At 43.2% G+C, this 18,692-nt stretch carries 17 protein-coding genes and 2 riboswitches; of the genes, 14 read left to right on the forward strand and 3 right to left on the reverse strand.

Annotated elements, in window-relative coordinates; genetic code table 11:
• Window positions 1-28: 28 nt before the first annotated feature.
• Window positions 29-1,009: an SDR family oxidoreductase gene (locus tag MKY77_RS06740; RefSeq protein ID WP_339149481.1), complete on the reverse strand. Its 981-nt coding sequence runs from the start codon at window positions 1,007-1,009 to the stop codon at window positions 29-31.
• Between the two features lie 185 nt (window positions 1,010-1,194).
• On the opposite strand from MKY77_RS06740, the gene MKY77_RS06745 reads away from it, so the two are divergent.
• From MKY77_RS06745 to thiE, 12 genes are all read left to right on the forward strand, one after another.
• Window positions 1,195-2,475 carry an MFS transporter gene (locus MKY77_RS06745; protein ID WP_339149977.1) on the forward strand — a complete coding sequence of 427 codons (1,281 nt, stop codon included), beginning with the start codon at window positions 1,195-1,197 and terminating at the stop codon, window positions 2,473-2,475.
• Window positions 2,476-2,549: 74 nt separating this feature from the next.
• Window positions 2,550-2,656, forward strand: a riboswitch (TPP riboswitch).
• Window positions 2,657-2,760: 104 nt separating this feature from the next.
• Window positions 2,761-3,444: a thiaminase II gene (gene tenA, locus MKY77_RS06750; protein ID WP_339149482.1), complete on the forward strand. Its 684-nt coding sequence runs from the start codon at window positions 2,761-2,763 to the stop codon at window positions 3,442-3,444.
• Window positions 3,445-3,455: 11 nt separating this feature from the next.
• Window positions 3,456-4,037: an ECF transporter S component gene (locus tag MKY77_RS06755; protein ID WP_339149483.1), complete on the forward strand. Its 582-nt coding sequence runs from the start codon at window positions 3,456-3,458 to the stop codon at window positions 4,035-4,037.
• Window positions 4,038-4,047: 10 nt separating this feature from the next.
• A complete protein-coding gene (locus MKY77_RS06760; RefSeq protein WP_339149484.1) occupies window positions 4,048-5,505 on the forward strand; it encodes an ATP-binding cassette domain-containing protein in 1,458 nt (485 codons plus the stop codon).
• A complete protein-coding gene (locus MKY77_RS06765; protein ID WP_339149485.1) occupies window positions 5,486-6,280 on the forward strand; it encodes an energy-coupling factor transporter transmembrane component T in 795 nt (264 codons plus the stop codon). The genes MKY77_RS06760 and MKY77_RS06765 overlap by 20 nt, the downstream gene beginning before the upstream one ends.
• A 60-nt stretch (window positions 6,281-6,340) precedes the next feature.
• Window positions 6,341-6,447: riboswitch (TPP riboswitch) on the forward strand.
• Between the two features lie 258 nt (window positions 6,448-6,705).
• Window positions 6,706-7,320 carry a thiazole tautomerase TenI gene (gene tenI / locus MKY77_RS06770; RefSeq protein WP_339149486.1) on the forward strand — a complete coding sequence of 205 codons (615 nt, stop codon included), beginning with the start codon at window positions 6,706-6,708 and terminating at the stop codon, window positions 7,318-7,320.
• A complete protein-coding gene (gene thiO, locus MKY77_RS06775) occupies window positions 7,317-8,447 on the forward strand; it encodes a glycine oxidase ThiO (RefSeq protein ID WP_339149487.1) in 1,131 nt (376 codons plus the stop codon). Before tenI ends, thiO begins: the two co-directional genes overlap by 4 nt.
• A 1-nt stretch (window position 8,448) precedes the next feature.
• A complete protein-coding gene (thiS, locus tag MKY77_RS06780; RefSeq protein WP_339149488.1) occupies window positions 8,449-8,652 on the forward strand; it encodes a sulfur carrier protein ThiS in 204 nt (67 codons plus the stop codon).
• A gap of 1 nt (window position 8,653) precedes the next feature.
• On the forward strand, window positions 8,654-9,421 hold the full coding sequence (locus MKY77_RS06785) for a thiazole synthase (protein ID WP_339149489.1): 768 nt from the start codon (window positions 8,654-8,656) through the stop codon (window positions 9,419-9,421).
• On the forward strand, window positions 9,421-10,449 hold the full coding sequence (locus tag MKY77_RS06790) for a thiazole biosynthesis adenylyltransferase ThiF (protein WP_339149490.1): 1,029 nt from the start codon (window positions 9,421-9,423) through the stop codon (window positions 10,447-10,449). Before MKY77_RS06785 ends, MKY77_RS06790 begins: the two co-directional genes overlap by 1 nt.
• Before the next feature lie 15 nt (window positions 10,450-10,464).
• Window positions 10,465-11,268, forward strand: coding sequence for a bifunctional hydroxymethylpyrimidine kinase/phosphomethylpyrimidine kinase (thiD, locus tag MKY77_RS06795; protein WP_339149491.1), 804 nt, complete (start codon window positions 10,465-10,467; stop codon window positions 11,266-11,268).
• Entirely contained in the window at window positions 11,265-11,912 is a 648-nt protein-coding gene (thiE, locus tag MKY77_RS06800) for a thiamine phosphate synthase (RefSeq protein ID WP_339149492.1), read from the forward strand. The genes thiD and thiE overlap by 4 nt, the downstream gene beginning before the upstream one ends.
• Window positions 11,913-12,288: 376 nt before the next feature.
• Here the strand turns inward: thiE and hmpA are convergent, their stop codons facing one another.
• Together hmpA and MKY77_RS06810 are read right to left on the reverse strand one after the other, a co-directional pair.
• Entirely contained in the window at window positions 12,289-13,521 is a 1,233-nt protein-coding gene (gene hmpA / locus MKY77_RS06805; RefSeq protein WP_339149493.1) for an NO-inducible flavohemoprotein, read from the reverse strand.
• Window positions 13,522-13,727: 206 nt separating this feature from the next.
• Complete coding sequence (locus MKY77_RS06810) at window positions 13,728-13,928, reverse strand: cold shock domain-containing protein (protein WP_010198513.1); 201 nt, start codon at window positions 13,926-13,928, stop codon at window positions 13,728-13,730.
• Window positions 13,929-14,731: 803 nt separating this feature from the next.
• Here MKY77_RS06810 and MKY77_RS06815 point away from each other — a divergent pair.
• Together MKY77_RS06815 and MKY77_RS06820 are read left to right on the forward strand one after the other, a co-directional pair.
• Entirely contained in the window at window positions 14,732-16,489 is a 1,758-nt protein-coding gene (locus MKY77_RS06815) for an ABC transporter transmembrane domain-containing protein (RefSeq protein ID WP_339149494.1), read from the forward strand.
• A 5-nt stretch (window positions 16,490-16,494) separates the two neighbouring features.
• Window positions 16,495-18,513, forward strand: coding sequence for an ABC transporter ATP-binding protein (locus MKY77_RS06820; RefSeq protein WP_339149978.1), 2,019 nt, complete (start codon window positions 16,495-16,497; stop codon window positions 18,511-18,513).
• The last annotated feature ends 179 nt before the right edge of the window (window positions 18,514-18,692 follow it).

Below are 18,692 nucleotides of genomic sequence, written 5' to 3' on the forward strand. Positions count from 1 at the left end.
TGAATGGAGAAACATCTCCTTTCCACAATCAAGAAGCCGTAAACTCTCCTCCATTTACATGCAGTACTTGGCCTGTAACGAATCGGGAGTCATCTGATGCGAGATAAACATAAGTGGGGGCTAATTCAAATGGTTGAGCCGCCCGATTCATGGGGTTAAATGCTCCAAACACTGCTACTTGATCCGATGAAAAACTTGCAGGAATGAGTGGTGTCCAGGTTCTTCCCGGGGCGACGGCATTTACGCGGATACCTTGGTCAACGATACTATTGGCAAGGGCACGTGTAAACCCGATGTTAGCTGCCTTGGTAGCAGTATAATCAATCAATTGTTTTTCCCCTGCATAAGCGACTACGGAGGCGGTATTTATGATGGAACTGCCGGGTTTCAAGTAGGGCAAAGCTGCTCTGGTTGTATAGAAGTGGGAATAAATATTCACCTTGAATGTGTCATCGAACTGTTCATCGGTAATATCAAGCAAACTTAGTTGTTGAAATTGTATTCCCACATGATTCACCAGGATATCCAACCTTCCGAAAGCTTGGATGGTTTGCTCTACAATTGCCACACATTGTTTCTTCTCTCTTAAATCCCCAGGCATAAGCATACAACGTTGCCCGAGCTCTTCAATTCTAGCTTTTGTTCGGTTCGCATCTTCATGTTCATCAAGATAGGAGATGGCTAGATCTGCACCTTCTTTTGCATAAGAAATCGCTGTCGCTGCACCTATCCCGCTATCCCCGGCAGTAATGAGTGCGACCTTTCCCTTTAACTTGCCACTGCCCTTATAGTTAGGATTTTCAATAATGGGCTTTGGAACCATGTATTTTTCCAATCCTGGCTGCTGTAATTGGCGTTGTTCTGGAAAGTTGATGGGTATTTCTTGGTATTTCGTTATTTTTCCATAATTAGGATATAAGGGGTAGGGGTCCTTTTGTCTATTCGATTCAAACCACTCTTGATATTGGCTTAGCTCATCCATGTTCCGCTGCTTGTCAAATGAGTCCATCTAAAACCTCCTCTAATCTTCCTTTGCACAACTATATTTATATGGAAAAGGCAACTTGGCTTATGCCATTATCCTGCTGTTTGTCCTCCACCTCCAGACCGAGAGAAAAAGAACCGACAGTCGGTTAACGGCACTTCTTAAAGAAGATAAACTTATTTTAGATAATGATTAGTGGAGGAAAAATGATGGGAAATATGATCGCCATATTCAAGAAACCAAATTACAGTTTGTTGTTCTGGTCATCTTTTACGTCGACAATGGGGAGTATCGTTGGTATCGCAGCGTTGATGCTGTATTTGTTGGACAGATATACAGATCAGCCTTTTTATGCCGCGTTAACGGAACTGATGTATTCCTTGCCGACACTTGCAGTATTCTTTCTGGTAGGAGTATTAGCTGACAGAATGGATCGTCAGAAAATTGCTGTTTACAGTGATGTGATTTGTGCCATTTTATCGCTGGCGCTTATGGGGGCGATTTATATTGATTGGATGCCGCTCGTATTCGCTTTGTTGTTCTTAAGAAGTGCCGTATCGAAATTCTTCCACCCTGCCCAAGCTGCCATCATCCAAGGAATTCTGACGAAGGATGAATATACAGTGGCAGCAGGACTGAATCAGATGACAAGCAGCTTGTTCATGTTGTTCGGAAATGCCCTTGGAATTTTCATCTACTGGACGGTAGGCCTTCAGGGTGCAATATTTGTATGTTTTATCACTTATATGGTCAGTGCGATACTGATACGTGCATGTAAGTTAGAAGAAACTGTTGTCCTACCAAATGGCAGGCACGAATGGAATCAACTTAATGTTAGATTTGTGGCAAATGACTTTAAAGATGGCATGCTTTATATTTTGAAAAATCCTTTGTTAGTCTACCTGATCATTGGTTTCTTTGTTTTTGGAATTGTGAACGGAGGGCTCTCCGTCATGCCAGCCTATATACTTAAATATAAACTTGCCCCAATAGACTATGAGCAGCTCATGATGGTGATGGGAGTAGTGTTTGGCATCTCAATTTTGATTGGAAGCATTGTTGCCTCGATGTTGGCGAAAAAGTTGAAATTGTATCAGATGATTATTATCGGTCTTAGCATCTCTGGTGCATTCGTCATAGCAAGCGGGTATAGCCCTAGTACGTATTATTACCTTGCATTTACTGCATTGATTGGTCTGGGACTACCATTCGTCAATATTGGAATCGGTGGATGGCTGCCTAGGATTGTAGATCCAAAAATGATGGGAAGGGTTCAAGGCTGGATCACTCCCTTGATGATGTTGTCCCAATCTATCACCCTTGGAGTGATTGCCCTGACCTTTCAAAAGATGCTAACCGTGGAAGGGCTGCACCTTTTGGTAGGCGGATGCCTGGTGTTTGTTGGATTATTTTATATGTTCACCTTGCCCAAACATACTACGGAAGAAGAAGAGACGCCTGAAGGATTGGGAAATTCAGCTTCTGTGTAAAATTATTCTTTGACAAAATAGAAAAAGCTGATTAACATAGGTATCAGAAATTGCTTTCCGACAACTCGATACGAATCTACCACTAGGGGTGCCTTTATAAGGCTGAGATTGAAGTGTGACTTCAAGACTCTTAGAACCTGATCTGGTTAACACCAGCGTAGGGAAGTGGGGTCGAAAACACTATACTTTTAATGTTCAGTTGTACTAGTGAATTCACCACCTTCTTTGCGCCAGCGAGGAAGGTGGTTTTTTGCATTATACTAACAATTTTAGGAGGAATGAAGAATGAAATTTTCACAGTTTGTAAGAGAAAAAGCGGATCACATTTGGGAGGCGAGCTTTCATCACCCGTTTGTAAAAGGAATAGCAGATGGAAATTTATCATTGGAATCGTTCAAGTACTATGTTTTGCAGGACGCCTATTATTTGAGCCACTTTGCAAAAGTCCAAGCATATGCAGGGGCAAAAGCGTTTGATTTGCAAACGACAGCAAGACTAGCTGCACATGCACAAGGTACATATGAAGCAGAATTATCCTTGCACGAAAATTTTTCAAAACGTCTTGGGGTGACAGAGGCAGAAAAGGCGGCATTCCAGGCAGCTCCGACCGCACACGCTTATACTTCCCATATGTATCGTGCCGTATTGACCGGTGGGTTGGGAGAAGTGATTGCAGCCCTGCTTCCTTGCTACTGGTTATATTATGAAATTGGTGAGAGATTAAAAGACTGCACTCCAGCTGAACCAATCTATCAGGAGTGGATTGCAGCTTATGGTGGGGAATGGTTCAAGGAGCTTGTGGAAGAGCAAATCAATAGATTGGATGAATTGGCAGACAAGGCAACCGAGGAAGAGAAAGCCAGAATGCTTGAGTATTTCATCATCAGCAGCCAGTATGAATATTCCTTTTGGGAAATGGCCTACACCTTGGAGAAGTGGCCGGTCTCAGAAACTGTAGTGAAGGCATAGGGGGGATTCAAATGAACAAAGGATTAAAGCTTACAGATATATTGGTGACGGTCATTATTGCATTGGTATTCGGGATTGTTTATAAGTTTTGGGCTCCGGTGTATAACGTGCTGGCGCCATTCGGACTGCAGCTTCAAGAGCTGACATATGGCATGTGGTTCATTGCCGCCACGGTTGCTTATCTACTGATCAGAAAAGCTGGTGTAGCATTCCTAGCGGAAGTGGCAGCCGCCTCAGGTGAATTTCTGGTCGGGTCGGAATATGGGTTGATGGTTTTGATATATGGTGTGATACAAGGACTTTTTGCTGAGATGGTATTCATGGCTTTCCGCTATAAGCGGTTTGATGTGCTTGTCGCATCTCTTGCAGGTATCGCAGCAGGTGTCGGCTCGCTTCTATTGGACCTATTTAGGGGATACCTGTTTGATTATGTCTGGTGGAATGTAACCTTGCTAATATCTTTCCGTTTGATCGGAGCGGTCCTTTTAGCGGGAGTACTTGCTTATGTTTTGGTAAAAGCACTAGAGGCAACGGGAGTCACAAGTCTACTGAGACCGGTCAGCAAGGATGATTATGATTCCTTAAGGCAATAGGGAGGCAAAGATGGAACCAATCATACAATTAAACCAGTTACGACTGAAATATCCGGGTGGAGAAAGGATATTTGAAGACTTGTCCATCCAGATCGGGAGAGGAGAGAAGGTATTGATCCTTGGCCCCTCAGGTAGTGGGAAATCTACGCTCATTCAAGTTTTGGCAGGACTTATTCCGAATGTCATGGAAGTGCCGATGATTGTAAAAGAGCAACTTTTGCCCAATTCATGGGGATATGTCTTCCAAGACCCGGATGCACAGTTTTGTATGCCTTATGTGGATGAAGAGCTTGCATTTGTACTGGAAAACCTCGCTGTTCCAAGAGAGGAAATGGAGAAGAGAATTACAGGAGCCCTTGATATGGTGGGGTTGGAATTACCAAATTCCCACATGAAAATCCAGCAACTCTCAGGAGGGATGAAGCAACGGCTTGCCATTGCTTCCGTCCTCTCGATGGATCCAGACGTGCTCTTTTTGGATGAACCGACCGCGTTATTAGATCCAGAAGGTACCAGGGAAGTTTGGGACACCATTAAGAAAGTGGCAGATGATAAAACAGTTATCATCGTGGAGCATAAAGTGGAGCAGCTACTCGGCTTCGTGGAAAGGATCATCGCGTTGGATGAGGCTGGAAATATTATTGTTGATGGTAAGACGCAAGATGTTTTTCGCACCTCGCTTTCGCTTTTAAACGAATATGGCATATGGTATCCAGGTGCTTGGGAGAATTATTTGAAAACTAGAGAGCACTTCTCCATGCTTAACGTGGAAGCTGAAACGGTGTTAAAAGTGGACGGTCTTTCAGGCTTTCGTGGCAAAGAGAAAAAGATTTATGTAGAGGAAGCGGAAGTTCGTAAGGGGGAATGGATTTCCGTGGTAGGGGAAAATGGGGCAGGGAAAAGCACATTGCTCGAATCGTTAATGAAGCTGTTAAAGACAGAAGGCACCCTAGAAATTAATGGGGAAAAGGTCAAACGTATCCCCACTGACCTGATCACCTTCGTTTTCCAAAATCCCGAATTCCAATTTGTTACTAAATCTGTGGAAGCGGAAGTTGCCTATACACTGCGCCTGAAGAAGATGAATGAAGCTTTGGTTTTGGAAAAAGTAGAAGAAATGCTGAGACGTTTCCAGTTGGACCACGTTCGTTATCAGCATCCATACCAACTATCCGTTGGCCAAAAAAACAGGTTGAGCGTAGCGGCAGCTGTCATACACCAGCCGAGTATCCTTTTGTTGGATGAACCGACATTCGGCCAGGACAGCAGAAACACGTTTGCCATGCTGGAATGGTTGGAAGGGTTAAGGGAAGCAGGCGTCGCTATTTTGATGGTCACTCATGATGAGCACATCGTATCTGAGTTTTCGGATACCATTTGGACGGTAAAAGATGGGCAACTTATCGATATGAGGAGTAATGAGAGATTAAGAGGCAGGGGAGAAAAGGATGCAGTTGGAGCTTTATAAAAATAAATCATGGATGCATGATATTAATCCGAGCTTTAAACTATCAGGGATGGTCCTCCTCTTTATAGGTGTTCTGTTCATTCATAATATCAATGTGATGCTGAACTTAACCGGAATACTATTGTTAGTTTACCTTTTAATGACGGGGCAAACATATAAGCTGAAGCTTCTTTTATTGATTCCGTTTGGCTTTTTATTTTTTACATCGGCTGTCTCCATGGTTCTGTTTGGAAAGGGAGATACCACCTGGTTACAATTCGGCCTAATAAATGTATCGGAGGAGAGTTTCTATCGGGGAGTTCATTTAGGTTTACGGTCACTTGCATTTGCTTTTTGTGGGTTGATTTTCGCCTTGACGACCCAGCCGGTATATTTATTTTATTCCTTGATGCAGCAATGGAAGCTACCGCCGAAATTTGCTTATAGCTTTATGGCGGGTATCCGTCTATTGCCGTTAATTCTAGAGGAATTTCTCACCTTAAGGAAGGCGCTGATTGTTAGGGGAGTAGAGCAGAAGGGTAGCTTGCTGAAAAAGGTGTATTTTTACAGCATCCCTTTACTTTCCCAGAGTATCAGAAGAGCGCACCGAATTGCAGTGGCCATGGAAGCGAAGCGTTTCAGTAATCAAAAGAATCGTACCTTTTATTACGAGCTTGGCTACTCCCGGAAGGATCTGTGGTTCGTGCTTTTAATCCTGTTGATGATTGCTTTGTCCCTTTATCTTGGCATAAAGATACCCTATGTACCGGTAACAGATGTCAGATACAGCGGATAGTATGCATTTCTTTTGAAAATAAGAAATTGTGTGCTATACTGAAGCCATCAATTGAATAACTCGTAACACTGGGGGAGTCAATAGTGACTGAGATGGAAAGAGTAATTTCCAGACCCTTTGAACCTGATCTAGTTTGTACTAGCGTAGGGAAGTGGAAATGTTCTATCACTGTTGGCTATACATACCACACATAGATGAAACCCACTCTTACGTTAAAGAGTGGGTTTTTTGCATTGTTTTGAGTTTGAAATGGTCTATCAAACTCCTGTAGATTTCCGTTCCAGGTGTTCGCTTTCCTAGGGGCGGTGCTGGAGCCTCCTCACAACGCTTCAGGGGTCTCAAGCTACCGCTATCTCCCTTAGGAGTCTCACACCTTGCACTACAATCTACATGGGAATCTGAATTAACAAAAAGGGTGAGGATCTTTGCAATTACATCTTATTACAGATGGTAAAAAAACGAAGGAAGAGCTTGTTGCCATCTTGAGTGAAGTCCATGGATCAGTGGATTTCATCCATATAAGAGAAAAACACCGTAGTGCAAATGAGGTCTATGAACTAGTTGATGAACTGATTAGATCTGGGGTTCGGCCAGGGAAAATCATCATAAACGACCGTGTCGATGTAGCTCATGTGCTCAATGTCGGAGGAGTTCAACTGGCCTATCATAGTCTTGAAGTTTTCGAGATTCGCAGAAATTTCCCTGAATTAAGGGTTGGTAAGTCGGTACATAGTTACGAAGAGGCAATACAGGCAGAAATGGACGGGGCTGATTTTATCCTATATGGCCATATCTATTCGACCTCATCCAAGGAGGGGTTGATACCTAAAGGCCTGATGGAGTTTAGAAGATTAACTAGGTCATTGAAGATTCCCGTTATTGGCATAGGCGGAATAACTCCTGACAAACTTCAGGAGCTAAGGGCTTCCGGGGCTGGAGGGATCGCGGTCATGTCCGGGATTATGGATGCAGAAGATAAAGTTCATGCAGCTAAAACCTTTCAAGCAGCTTTGTTTGCCGAGAAGGAGGAGATTGGATGAATAAAAGCTATGATGTAATTATTATCGGTGGTGGTGTCAATGGCTGTTCCATAGCATACTACCTTGCACGTGATGGAAAAAGTGTATTGCTTTTGGAAAGGGAGAAGTTGGCGGGTAAGGCATCGAGTGCAGCAGCCGGCATGCTTGGAGCACAAGTGGAAGTGACGGAAGAAGGAGCACTTTTTGATATTGCAAAGGAAAGCAGGGCCATGTTTCCTTCTCTTCAATACGAATTGAAAGAGCACTCGGGAATCGATATGGAGCTTGTGCAGAAAGGGATGCTGAAGCTTGCAATGAATGAGGGAGAGGCACAGCACCTAAAAAACACGATTGACTTTCAACAAAAGCTAGGGGAACGGGCAGAATGGCTTGATCCGGAACAAGTAGCAGAAAGGGAGGGGCAACTTTCGGATGCTCTGTTGGGGGCTATGGATATTCCAATGGATGGCCATGTCAATCCTGAACGACTTACCGATGCATTTGCAAAATCGGCAGTCAACCTTGGAGCGGAAGTGAAAGAGTATGTTGAGGTGTACTCGTTAATTTTGGATGGACGTAGCGTTAGAGGTGTAGAAACTAGCATCGGAAGGTTTCATGGGGGAAATGTGGTCATTGCAGCAGGAGCTTGGAGTAAAAGGTTGCTGGATGGTTGCGGAGTGACAATTCCTGCCTATCCGGTAAAGGGGGAGTGCTTCTCAGTCATCACAGACCGACCATTGCTGTCAAGTACGATTTTTACAGAAAAATGTTATCTTGTACCGAAAAGTGGAAACAGGTTGGTTATCGGGGCCACGATGGTCCCTGACACGTATTCCGAGAATGTTTCGGTAGGGGGGCTCTTTCAGTTAATGGAGGAGGCTGCCAGAGTGCTTCCGTCCGTAAAGTATGCTACTTTTGAAAGATTTTGGTCGGGGATACGTCCTCAGACGGGGGATGGTCTTCCTTATCTGGGACAGCATCCGAAATATAGGGATCTTATCATCGCTACCGGACATTACCGGAATGGAATTCTGCTTTCGCCTATCACAGGAAAACTTGTGACAAAAATGATTCAGGATGAGCCGATTCCTGCTTATATGGAAGCATTCAAGTTAGATAGATTAAAAGAACATGCAAGGGGTGAGTAGATTGAAACTGATCATTAATGGCGACGCTATTGAAATTCCGGATTCAGTGAAGACCGTATCGGAAGTGTTAGTGCATTTTCAATTGGATCAGAAGGTAGTCATAGTGGAAAAGAACAAAGAAATTCTGCAGAAGGAACATCATGCTGCAGAGAACGTGCAAGATGGAGATCAATTAGAGTTAGTACATTTTGTAGGAGGCGGTTAATATGTTGAAAATTGGTTCATATTCATTTAATTCCAGGTTGTTGTTAGGAACAGGCAAGTACCCAGACTTTGATATCCAAAAGCAGGCGGTGGATGTTTCAGAATCTGAAATACTGACATTCGCGGTTAGAAGAATGAACATCTTTGAAGCAAGTCAGCCAAACTTTTTGGAAAAGCTAGATTTGGAGAAATACACGCTCTTACCGAACACAGCAGGTGCCAAAACGGCGGAAGAAGCTGTAAGGATAGCAAAGCTTGCGAAGGCTTCCGGTCTTTGCGACATGATCAAGGTAGAAGTAATCGGTTGTTGGAAAACACTATTGCCAGATCCAGTGGAAACGTTGAAGGCAACGGAAGAGCTTTTGAAAGAAGGCTTTACTGTACTCCCTTATACTTCAGATGATGTAGTTCTTGCTAGAAAACTAGAAGAGCTTGGTGCCCACGCCATCATGCCAGGTGCCTCCCCCATCGGTTCTGGTCAAGGAATCATCAACGAATTGAATTTGGGCTTTATTATCGAACAATCCAATGTACCCGTTATTGTGGATGCAGGAATCGGTTCACCAGCAGATGCCGCGAAGGCTATGGAATTGGGAGCGGATGGAGTGCTATTGAATACGGCCGTTTCGGCAGCAAAAGATCCCGTGAAAATGGCACAAGCCATGAAACTTGCGATTGAAGCCGGGCGTCTCGGATATGAGGCCGGAAGAATGGAAAAGAAACGCTATGCGACAGCCAGCAGTCCTAGTGAAGGAATGAGTGTCGGGTAATGGATCGATATTCACGTCAGACTCTGTTCGCACCGATTGGAGTGGACGGTCAAAAAAGCATTGGTGAAAAACACGCGTTAGTCATCGGTGCAGGCGCATTGGGTACAGGAAATGCGGAGGCGCTGGTCAGGGCGGGAGTCGGAAAGATCACAATCATAGACAGGGATTATGTGGAGTGGAGCAACCTTCAACGTCAACAGCTATACTCTGAAAAGGATGCACAAGAAAAGCTGCCAAAAGCTGTGGCAGCAAAAGAGCGGCTCCAGCTGATCAATTCAGAAGTGGAAATAAATGCTCACGTTGCGGATGTGACTGCAGATATGTTGGATGCGCTAGTGAAAAAAGAGGGGTTCGACCTGTTGCTTGATGCAACCGATAACTTTGATATCCGCATGATTATGAATGATATTAGTCAAAAGCATGGTGTTCCTTGGATATATGGGGCGTGTGTGGGGAGCTACGGGATCTCTTTTACCATTTTTCCAGGCGAAACCCCCTGCTTGCAGTGTTTGCTGAAAACAGTTCCACTGGGAGGTGCGACTTGCGATACAGTTGGAATTATAGCTCCAGCTGTGGGGATGGTGGTAGCACATCAAGTTGCAGAGGCATTGAAAATCCTTTCTGGTAACGTCGAGGACTGCAATCGCAAGCTCGTTTCCTTCGATTTGTGGAAAAATCAGTATGTCTCCTTGAATGTAGATAAATTAAAGGACCCTGAGTGTTTAAGTTGTGGAGACAATCAGACTTATCCCCGTCTATCTTTTGAAAACCAAACGAAAACTGCTGTCCTTTGCGGAAGGGATTCCGTACAGATAAGACCGGCGGAAACAATGTCTGGAGCTAGGAGTCTGATGGCAGTTAAAGAGCTTTTGACATCCCAAGGCATAGGTGTCGAAGCCAACCCATACTTAATTTCCTTCCAAGTGGAGGGGCATCGCCTGGTAGCTTTTCAGGATGGAAGGGTGCTTGTTCATGGAACAAAGGAGATTGCGAGGGCAAAAACATTGTATCACCGATATTTAGGATAAGGGACTGAGAATTCTATGGTAGCAAAAGTATTAACGATAGCAGGTTCCGATAGTGGCGGAGGGGCCGGCATCCAGGCTGATATCAAAACGTTTCAGGAGCTGGAGGTGTTTGGGATGTCGGCCATCACCGCCTTGACTGCCCAAAACACATTAGGGGTCCAAAGCGTCTATCCGATCCCCGTTGACATGATAATGGAGCAATTGCATTCCATTGCAGAGGATTTACGTCCGGAAGCTTTAAAGACTGGAATGCTGTTCAGCGGCGTCATCATTGAGTCGGTAGCCAATAAGATTGCAGAGCAAGGCTGGGGAAATGTAGTGGTCGACCCTGTCATGATAGCCAAAGGTGGTGCAAGGCTTTTACAAGAGGATGCAATAAGGGCTATTCGCGAAAAACTCCTCCCACTTGCGACTGTTACAACGCCGAATATTCCCGAAGCGGAAGTGCTGACCGAAATGACATTGGATTCAATGGACAGAAGGAAGGAAGCGGCACGAATGCTTCATAAACTAGGAGCCTCCCATGTTGTCATCAAAGGTGGACATGGGGAAGGAGATGAGTTAGTTGATCTTGTTTATGATGGCAACAAATTTATTGAGCTGAAAAGCATGCGCATTGATACAAGGCACACTCATGGAACCGGCTGTACGTTTGCAGCGGCTATCGCGGCTGGACTTGCCAAAGGTCGCACAGTGGAAGATGCGATCTTAGTGGCGAAACGCTATATTCATCTTGCCATTGAGCACGAACTTGGAATAGGTAGTGGCCATGGTCCAACCAATCATTGGGCATATCGAAAAGCTGGTGTTGGCGTATGAAGAGGGAATGGTTAAACGTATATTTTGTGATGGGAAGTGTGGATTGCAACGGTCGTGATCCAAGGGATGTGCTGCAGGAAGCCATCAACGGGGGAATTACTCTTTTTCAGTTTCGTGAAAAAGGGCAAGGGGCCAAGGTGGGTGCCGAAAAAAGGGAACTTGCCCTAGAGCTTAAGGAAATTTGTAAGAGGCATGATATTCCGTTTATCGTGAATGACGATATCGATCTAGCGCTTGAGGTCGAGGCGGACGGCGTGCATATCGGGCAAGAGGATGCCGCTTTTCCTTTGGTGAGGGAACGGCTAACGCCTGGAATGGTTATCGGTGTTTCCTGTCACACGGTGGAGGAGGCTGCAGAAGCTGTTTCGTCTGGAGCAGATTACATCGGAGTGGGACCCATGTACTTCACTTCCACCAAAAAGGACATCAGGGAAGTGAAAGGCCCAGAGGTTATCAGGCGAATTCGTCATGCTGGGATGACGGTTCCCATAGTGGGAATAGGCGGTATAACAGTAGAAAATGCAGGGGCAGTATTGGAATCTGGAGCAGATGGAGTTGCAGTAATTTCAGCAATTTCAAAAGCTGAGTCATCTTTTGCGGCGGCAGAGGCTTTTTCTCGTTTTCACAACATTGTCAAAAAATAATCACTAAACTTCAAAATACGTGATATAATAAAATCACCATTTACTTTATAACATGTTTGCATGTAGTCCCCTGCTCTTGATTTAGAGCGGGGGTATTTTTTTGACATCAACCAAAACGAAGCCAAACAACAAAGCTCTTTTCTTAAGGCTCTTTTCTGAAAAATTGTTGCTATTCACTAGTAAAAAGTCGGCAATTGGACTTTTTATAGCATTGAAACCTTAAAAAATGCATGAAAGCTTTTTTGTATAGTCAGGAAAAGAGCACGCCAGCAAGGAAAAAACGGTTTGTTTATAAATACGAAAAAGCAACAAAGTATTAGTAAATAGCCAACAACAAAGAGCCTGCTGCAAACAAGCAGCAAGCCCTCGACCATTATTATTTAACCGCCATTTCTACTTCCTTCTTCATATCAATAGAAGGTCCAAAAAACTCGTATCTGATATTTTCCTCAGCAACTCCAAGTTTTCCAAGGATGGAGATGACAAATTTCATGAATGGAACTGGTCCACAGACATAATATAGTGCATTATTATCTATGTTTAATGCTTCTAACATATTTTCCGTAATGTACCCTTGTTCATGGAAAGTTCCTAATCTTACGTCCTCATCTGATGGATTTTTATAAACAAATAGATTTTTCCCGTTCTCCATCATTTCAATGGCTTCTCTGACCTCATCTTTAAATGCATGTACAGAACCATTTCTGGCAGCGTGGATGAAAGTGGTTGGCCTTGCCGGTTGTTCTTTAGCAATGGTCTTCAACATACTTAGCATTGGTGTGATACCCACACCTCCACTTATTAAGTAAACAGGTGAGTCTTGTTTCGTTTCAAGAATAAAATCACCCGCTGGTGCTGTCACTTCCAAAGTATGACCTGGTTCCACCTGGTCGTGAAGGTAATTGGATACTACCCCATCAGGATCACCATTTTCTTTTTTGACAGAGATTCGGAAGCACTCCCCGTTGCTGGCATCAGATAAACTGTACTGACGATTGAATAAATTCTTTTCTCCTGGTATGGAGATTCTGATAGTGATGTACTGTCCAGGTGTGAAAGATGGTACAGCAGACCCGTCAGATGGCTTCAAGTAGAATGAAGTAATAAGCTCGCTTTCCTCCACCTTTTCCACCACTTCGAAGTCTTTGAAATCTTCCCAACCTGCATGCTGTTGTGCTGCTGCCTCATACATTTCTTTTTCTACGGATATGAACACATCTGCAATCACTCCATAAGCTTCTCCCCAAGCTTCAATAATTTCCTCTGTTGCTGCGTCTCCAAGTACGGCCTTTATCGCTTCAAGTAAATGTTCCCCAACAATAGGGTAATGTTCCGGTTTAACGGCCAAACTTCTATGCTTGTGGGCTATCTGCTTTACGGCAGGTATTAGGACCTCCAGTTGATCGATATAGGTAGCTGCCGCATAGACGGTGTTTGCCAAAGCGGTTTGCTGGCGCCCTTTTTTTTGATTAGCATGATTAAAGATATTTAAAAGTTCTGGGTGATTGGAAAATAAAGTTTTATAGAAATGGGTGGTAATTTCCTCACCCTTCACGGCTAGAACTGGAGCGGTTGATTTAACAATTTCAATTGTTTTTGAGCTAAGCATCTTAAAATGCCTCCCCTTTAAAGATATATTTTAAATACATCTTTATTATATATGAGGGCCCACATTAAAGTAATATGTAAAATACATCTTTAACAAATTAGCCACAAGTTAAGATGAAAAGGGGGGAGAATTGGAGGTATTTATCCAAGAAAGTCAAAACAAAAAGGCTCCCATCACTGGGAGCCTTTTATATGTTGTGCTATAAATTATGCTTTGTTTACGTTAGCAGCTTGGTCGCCACGGTTACCTTGAACGATTTCAAATGTAACAGATTGACCTTCTTCTAAAGATTTGAAACCTTCGCCTTGGATCGCTGAGAAGTGAACGAATACGTCGTCTCCGTCTTGGCGCTCGATGAATCCGAAACCTTTTTCTGCGTTAAACCATTTTACTGTACCTTGTAACATGTTGTTACCTCCTAGTGTGCTTACCACACAATGTATTACTATTCTTGCTCTTAGAAATATCAAGGCGAAAGTTAAATCTTAACTTTGAATCCTTACATACCGAACAAAAATAATTCTTCTTAAGAATAACAGTTTAATCCAAAAATAGCAAGGGGAGAACACAAATGCCCAAAACTGCGTGGGACTTCGCCGTAGAAGGGGAAACTCCTGTGCGGGTCTGTCCCCCTTCTTTTAATTTAACAAATGTAACATGACTGAAATATTTAAACTATCTTAATTTTGGTTAAATTGGTGATTGACAATTGCTTGTCTACGGTGGTAAGTTTAAAAAGTGGAAATTATATGAAACTTTTTAAATTTAAATGAAAGGGAGGTTATGAAGATGATGAAGTTAATGACAACAGATTTTGTGATTGGCAAAGATGTTAAAAATGGCTGCATCAATAATTTAATAAATCTCGTGACCTGTCCTAAAAGATATGAGGTTAGCATGTAACTCATTTCTGTTTCTTTAAATTTGTTCAGATATCTTTGTAGGGAACACAGGTCACCAACAGGGCGTGACGTGTGCTTTTTTTATGGAGAAAAAAGGTGGCATACCGAGTAACGTTCGGTATGCCACCTTTTTGTTTTGGTTTATTTCTATAATTTCCCAGAATAATCACCGAAAGGATCACTCTTTCGGAATATCAGGAGGAATTAACTATGCAAAGTGTTTATGTTCGTTTGATGATGTACAAAGTGGCTTCAGATGGAGGGTAGCAAGAAACTGGAATTCAGCATAGAAGGGAGAGTTTACAATTATGTTTTCAGTACTAGGAAAATTGGGTTGGTTTTTTAAAGAACATTGGAAAAGATATACGATTGCCATTGTATTACTTATTTTTGCAGGTATTTTAGAGGTCATTCCACCGAAAATGATCGGGATGGCGATTGATGATATACAGGTTGGGGCGTTCACGCCGGAGAAACTCATGCAGTATGTGGTGTTCCTCATGCTATTGGCCATTGTCATTTACGGTATCACCTACACCTGGATGTACCAGCTGTTCGGAAGTTCTTTTTTGGTGGAAAGATCCCTACGATCAAAATTGATGGGGCATCTGTTAAAGATGACACCAACCTTTTATGAAAAGAACCGGACAGGGGATTTAATGGCCCGCGCAACCAACGACTTGAAGGCAATTTCTACGACAGCGGGCTTCGGTGTATTGACACTGATTGATTCAAGTGTCTTCATGCTTATCATTTTAGGGACAATGGGCTTCATGATTAGCTGGAAGTTGACGCTTGCTGCAATCATTCCGTTGCCACTAATGGCACTTGCCATGAATATCTATGGGAAAAAAATTCACCAGCGTTTTACAGAAGCGCAGGATGCTTTTGGAGATATGAATGACAGAGTACTCGAATCCATTGCGGGAGTCCGTGTCATTCGTGCTTATGTACAGGAAAGGGCGGATCAGGGTAGATTCCATCAGATGACAGATGATGTCTATAAGAAAAATGTTAAGGTTGCCATCATCGATTCTTTGTTTGAGCCGACTATTAAACTGTTGGTTGGTGCAAGCTATCTGATTGGTCTTGGATACGGTGCATACTTGGTTTTCCACAAAACCATAACACTTGGGGAACTTGTTGCATTCAACGTTTACCTTGGGATGTTGATCTGGCCGATGTTTGCTATTGGTGAACTCATCAATGTCATGCAAAGAGGTAATGCATCTTTGGATCGTGTCAATGAGACACTTTCCTACAAACAGGATGTCGCAGATCACCCTGAGTTGATGGATGTTTTCCAACCTAACACCATTGAATTTAATCAGGTTACATTCAAATACCCATCCTCTACAGTAGAAAATTTAAAGAATGTCTCCTTCCATTTAAAAGCCGGGCAGACACTTGGGATTGTCGGGAAAACTGGTAGTGGAAAAACGACATTGATTAAACAACTCTTAAGGGAATATCCACTTGGAACTGGTAGAATAAGCATCAATGAGGTAGATCTACAACAAATTCCGCTCCACACCATCCAAGGGTGGATTGGGTATGTACCACAAGATCATATCCTTTTTTCGAGGTCTGTCAAAGAGAACATCCTTTTTGGAAAAGAAAACGCCACAACAGAAGAAATCGCGCAGGCTATCAGGTCGTCTGCTTTTGAAAAGGATTTGGAGATGCTGCCGGAGGGATTACAGACATTGGTCGGTGAGAAAGGGGTCTCCTTGTCAGGTGGACAGAAGCAACGGATATCTATAGCACGTGCTCTTATTGCCAATCCTGAAATACTCATTCTGGATGATTCCTTATCGGCAGTCGATGCTAAAACGGAAGCTACCATCATTGAAAATATCAGAAACGAACGGGCTGGAAAGACAACACTTATCTCCACTCACCGGTTATCAGGTGTCCAGCATGCAGATTGGATTATCGTTCTTGAGGACGGGGAAATCGTGGAATCGGGCATGCATGACCAATTGATGGCCATCGGAGGGTGGTACAAGGAACAGTTTGAACGGCAACAGGTTCAGTCGCCAAAAGGAGGCGAAGTTTTAACATGAAAAAAATAAAATCAGGCAAACGCCTATTTCAATATGCATTAACACAAAAGAAAATAATCATCATTGCATTACTGATGCTCTCGGTTGCGGTTGCTGCGGAATTGACTGGCCCCTTCATTGCAAAACGAATGATCGATAATCATATTCTGGGAATTGAGAAAGCCTGGATTACGACGGAAGAGAACGGCAAAGACCGAGTGTTCTTCCAAGGGAAGTACTATGTCAGGGAGGACAGGGTTGAGATAGACCCTACATCAGAGAATACTGTAAGGATCCTTCAAGTGGGAAGAGAATATTACTTTCTTCCTTCTGATATTCGTTTTGATGGGGAGAGGACGGCACGAAACGGTGAACTGACCATCAGTCGTGGTGGGGAACAGGAATCCTATCCTGCACAGAGGCTTTCCAATAGTGAACTAATCAGCTTTTATGAACCGGATGTAAAATACATCATTTACTTGGTTGGTCTTTATTTTGCTCTGCTGGTTGTGGCATCCTTCTTCCAGTACGGGCAAAGCTATTATTTACAGACTTCAGCGAATCGCATCATCCAGAAGATGAGGGAGGATGTGTTTGGTCAGATTCAGAAGTTGCCAATCCAGTATTTTGATCACCTTCCAGCAGGTAAAGTAGTGTCAAGGATTACGAATGATACAGAAACGATCAAGGAATTGTATGTAACCGTATTGGCTACCTTCTTTTCCGGATTGATTTATATTACAGGAATTTATATTGCGCTCTTTTTACTTGATGTAAAGCTAGCGGCAATCTGCCTGGCACTGATTCCTATCTTGATCATTTGGTTCATTTTCTACCGAAAATATGCTTCAGTTTACAACCATAAAATACGTGCACTTCTAAGTGATATCAATGGTAATATCAATGAATCGATACAGGGTATGCCCATCATTCAAGCCTTCCGTCGTCAGAAGAAGGCGAAGGAAGAATTCGAGGGCTGGAATGAGCAGCATTTCTCTTATCAAAATAAGCTGTTAAGTTTGAATGCCTTGACCTCCCATAATCTTGTAGGGGTATTAAGAAATATCTCATTTGTCGTGGTCATTTGGTATTTTGGCGGTGCATCTCTTGGGATCGGGACAATGGTTTCTCTAGGAGTTCTTTACGCTTTCGTGGATTACTTGGGAAGAATGTTCGGGCCCATCACCGGAATGGTGAACCAGCTGGCAAACCTGGAACAAGCGCGTGTTTCTGCAGTACGTGTCTTTGAATTGATGGATGAGGCTGGCATTCAGGTTTCCGATGTGAAACACCCTCGATATGAAGGAAATGTATCGTTTGATTCCGTTTGGTTTGGTTACAAGGAGAACGAGCATGTTCTTAAAGACATCTCTTTTACTGCGCATAAAGGCGAGACTGTCGCACTTGTAGGTCATACAGGATCCGGAAAGAGCTCCATCATGAACCTCCTATTTCGCTTTTATGATATTGAAAAAGGCAAAATCGTCATTGATGGGGAGAATATTCAGGATTTACCGAAGCAGGCAGTCAGACAGCATATGGGTATTGTGCTGCAAGATCCGTTCCTGTTCAGTGGAACCATTGCTTCAAATGTAAGCTTGGATGATCCTTCCATTACTATAGAGCGGGTCAAAAAAGCACTTGAGGACGTAGGTGCCATGGATTTCATCAACGCACTTCCGAATGGGCTAGAGGAACCTGTCATTGAAAAGGGGAGTACCTTGTCTTCTGGACAACGACAGCTAATTTCTTTTGCGCGTGCTCTTGCGTTCGATCCGGCCATACTTATTCTGGATGAGGCGACAGCAAGTATTGATACAGAAACCGAGGCTATTATTCAACAGGCTTTGGAAGTTCTTAAAAAAGGAAGAACGACTTTTATCATTGCACATAGACTTTCTACTATTAAGAATGCGGATCAAATCCTTGTCTTGGATCGTGGAGAAATTTCAGAGCGGGGCAATCATGAAGATCTGATGGAGATTAAAGGGAAATACTATCAAATGTATGAACTGCAGCAGGGAAGTAAAGGGTTGGCAGGATAATAAATAGGTCATGGGGATTAATCTCCATGACCTTTTGTTATTTTAAGGCTATTTACGTAAACATTGTTGCTTTTACGTATTTTTAAACCAACCGTTATTTTCCTTACTGTCGTGCTCTTTTTCCTGCAATACTAAATATGCTACTTGCACATCTTGAGTAAATACCCAGTAAAAAGTCC

This window comes from Sutcliffiella sp. FSL R7-0096 (genome assembly GCF_038595065.1).
GTDB lineage: Bacteria > Bacillota > Bacilli > Bacillales > Bacillaceae_I > Sutcliffiella_A.

Excerpts from the sequence above, each read along its gene's own strand:
- MKY77_RS06810 (WP_010198513.1), bottom strand. The coding sequence starts at position 13,928 with ATGTTACAAGGTACAGTAAAATGGTTTAACGCAGAAAAAGGTTTCGGA.
- hmpA (WP_339149493.1), bottom strand. The coding sequence starts at position 13,521 with ATGCTTAGCTCAAAAACAATTGAAATTGTTAAATCAACCGCTCCAGTT.
- MKY77_RS06785 (WP_339149489.1), top strand. The coding sequence starts at position 8,654 with ATGTTGAAAATTGGTTCATATTCATTTAATTCCAGGTTGTTGTTAGGA.
- thiO (WP_339149487.1), top strand. The coding sequence starts at position 7,317 with ATGAATAAAAGCTATGATGTAATTATTATCGGTGGTGGTGTCAATGGC.
- MKY77_RS06815 (WP_339149494.1), top strand. The coding sequence starts at position 14,732 with ATGTTTTCAGTACTAGGAAAATTGGGTTGGTTTTTTAAAGAACATTGG.
- MKY77_RS06790 (WP_339149490.1), top strand. The coding sequence starts at position 9,421 with ATGGATCGATATTCACGTCAGACTCTGTTCGCACCGATTGGAGTGGAC.
- thiD (WP_339149491.1), top strand. The coding sequence starts at position 10,465 with ATGGTAGCAAAAGTATTAACGATAGCAGGTTCCGATAGTGGCGGAGGG.
- MKY77_RS06760 (WP_339149484.1), top strand. The coding sequence starts at position 4,048 with ATGGAACCAATCATACAATTAAACCAGTTACGACTGAAATATCCGGGT.
- MKY77_RS06740 (WP_339149481.1), bottom strand. The coding sequence starts at position 1,009 with ATGGACTCATTTGACAAGCAGCGGAACATGGATGAGCTAAGCCAATAT.
- MKY77_RS06755 (WP_339149483.1), top strand. The coding sequence starts at position 3,456 with ATGAACAAAGGATTAAAGCTTACAGATATATTGGTGACGGTCATTATT.
- MKY77_RS06765 (WP_339149485.1), top strand. The coding sequence starts at position 5,486 with ATGCAGTTGGAGCTTTATAAAAATAAATCATGGATGCATGATATTAAT.
- thiE (WP_339149492.1), top strand. The coding sequence starts at position 11,265 with ATGAAGAGGGAATGGTTAAACGTATATTTTGTGATGGGAAGTGTGGAT.
- MKY77_RS06745 (WP_339149977.1), top strand. The coding sequence starts at position 1,195 with ATGGGAAATATGATCGCCATATTCAAGAAACCAAATTACAGTTTGTTG.
- tenA (WP_339149482.1), top strand. The coding sequence starts at position 2,761 with ATGAAATTTTCACAGTTTGTAAGAGAAAAAGCGGATCACATTTGGGAG.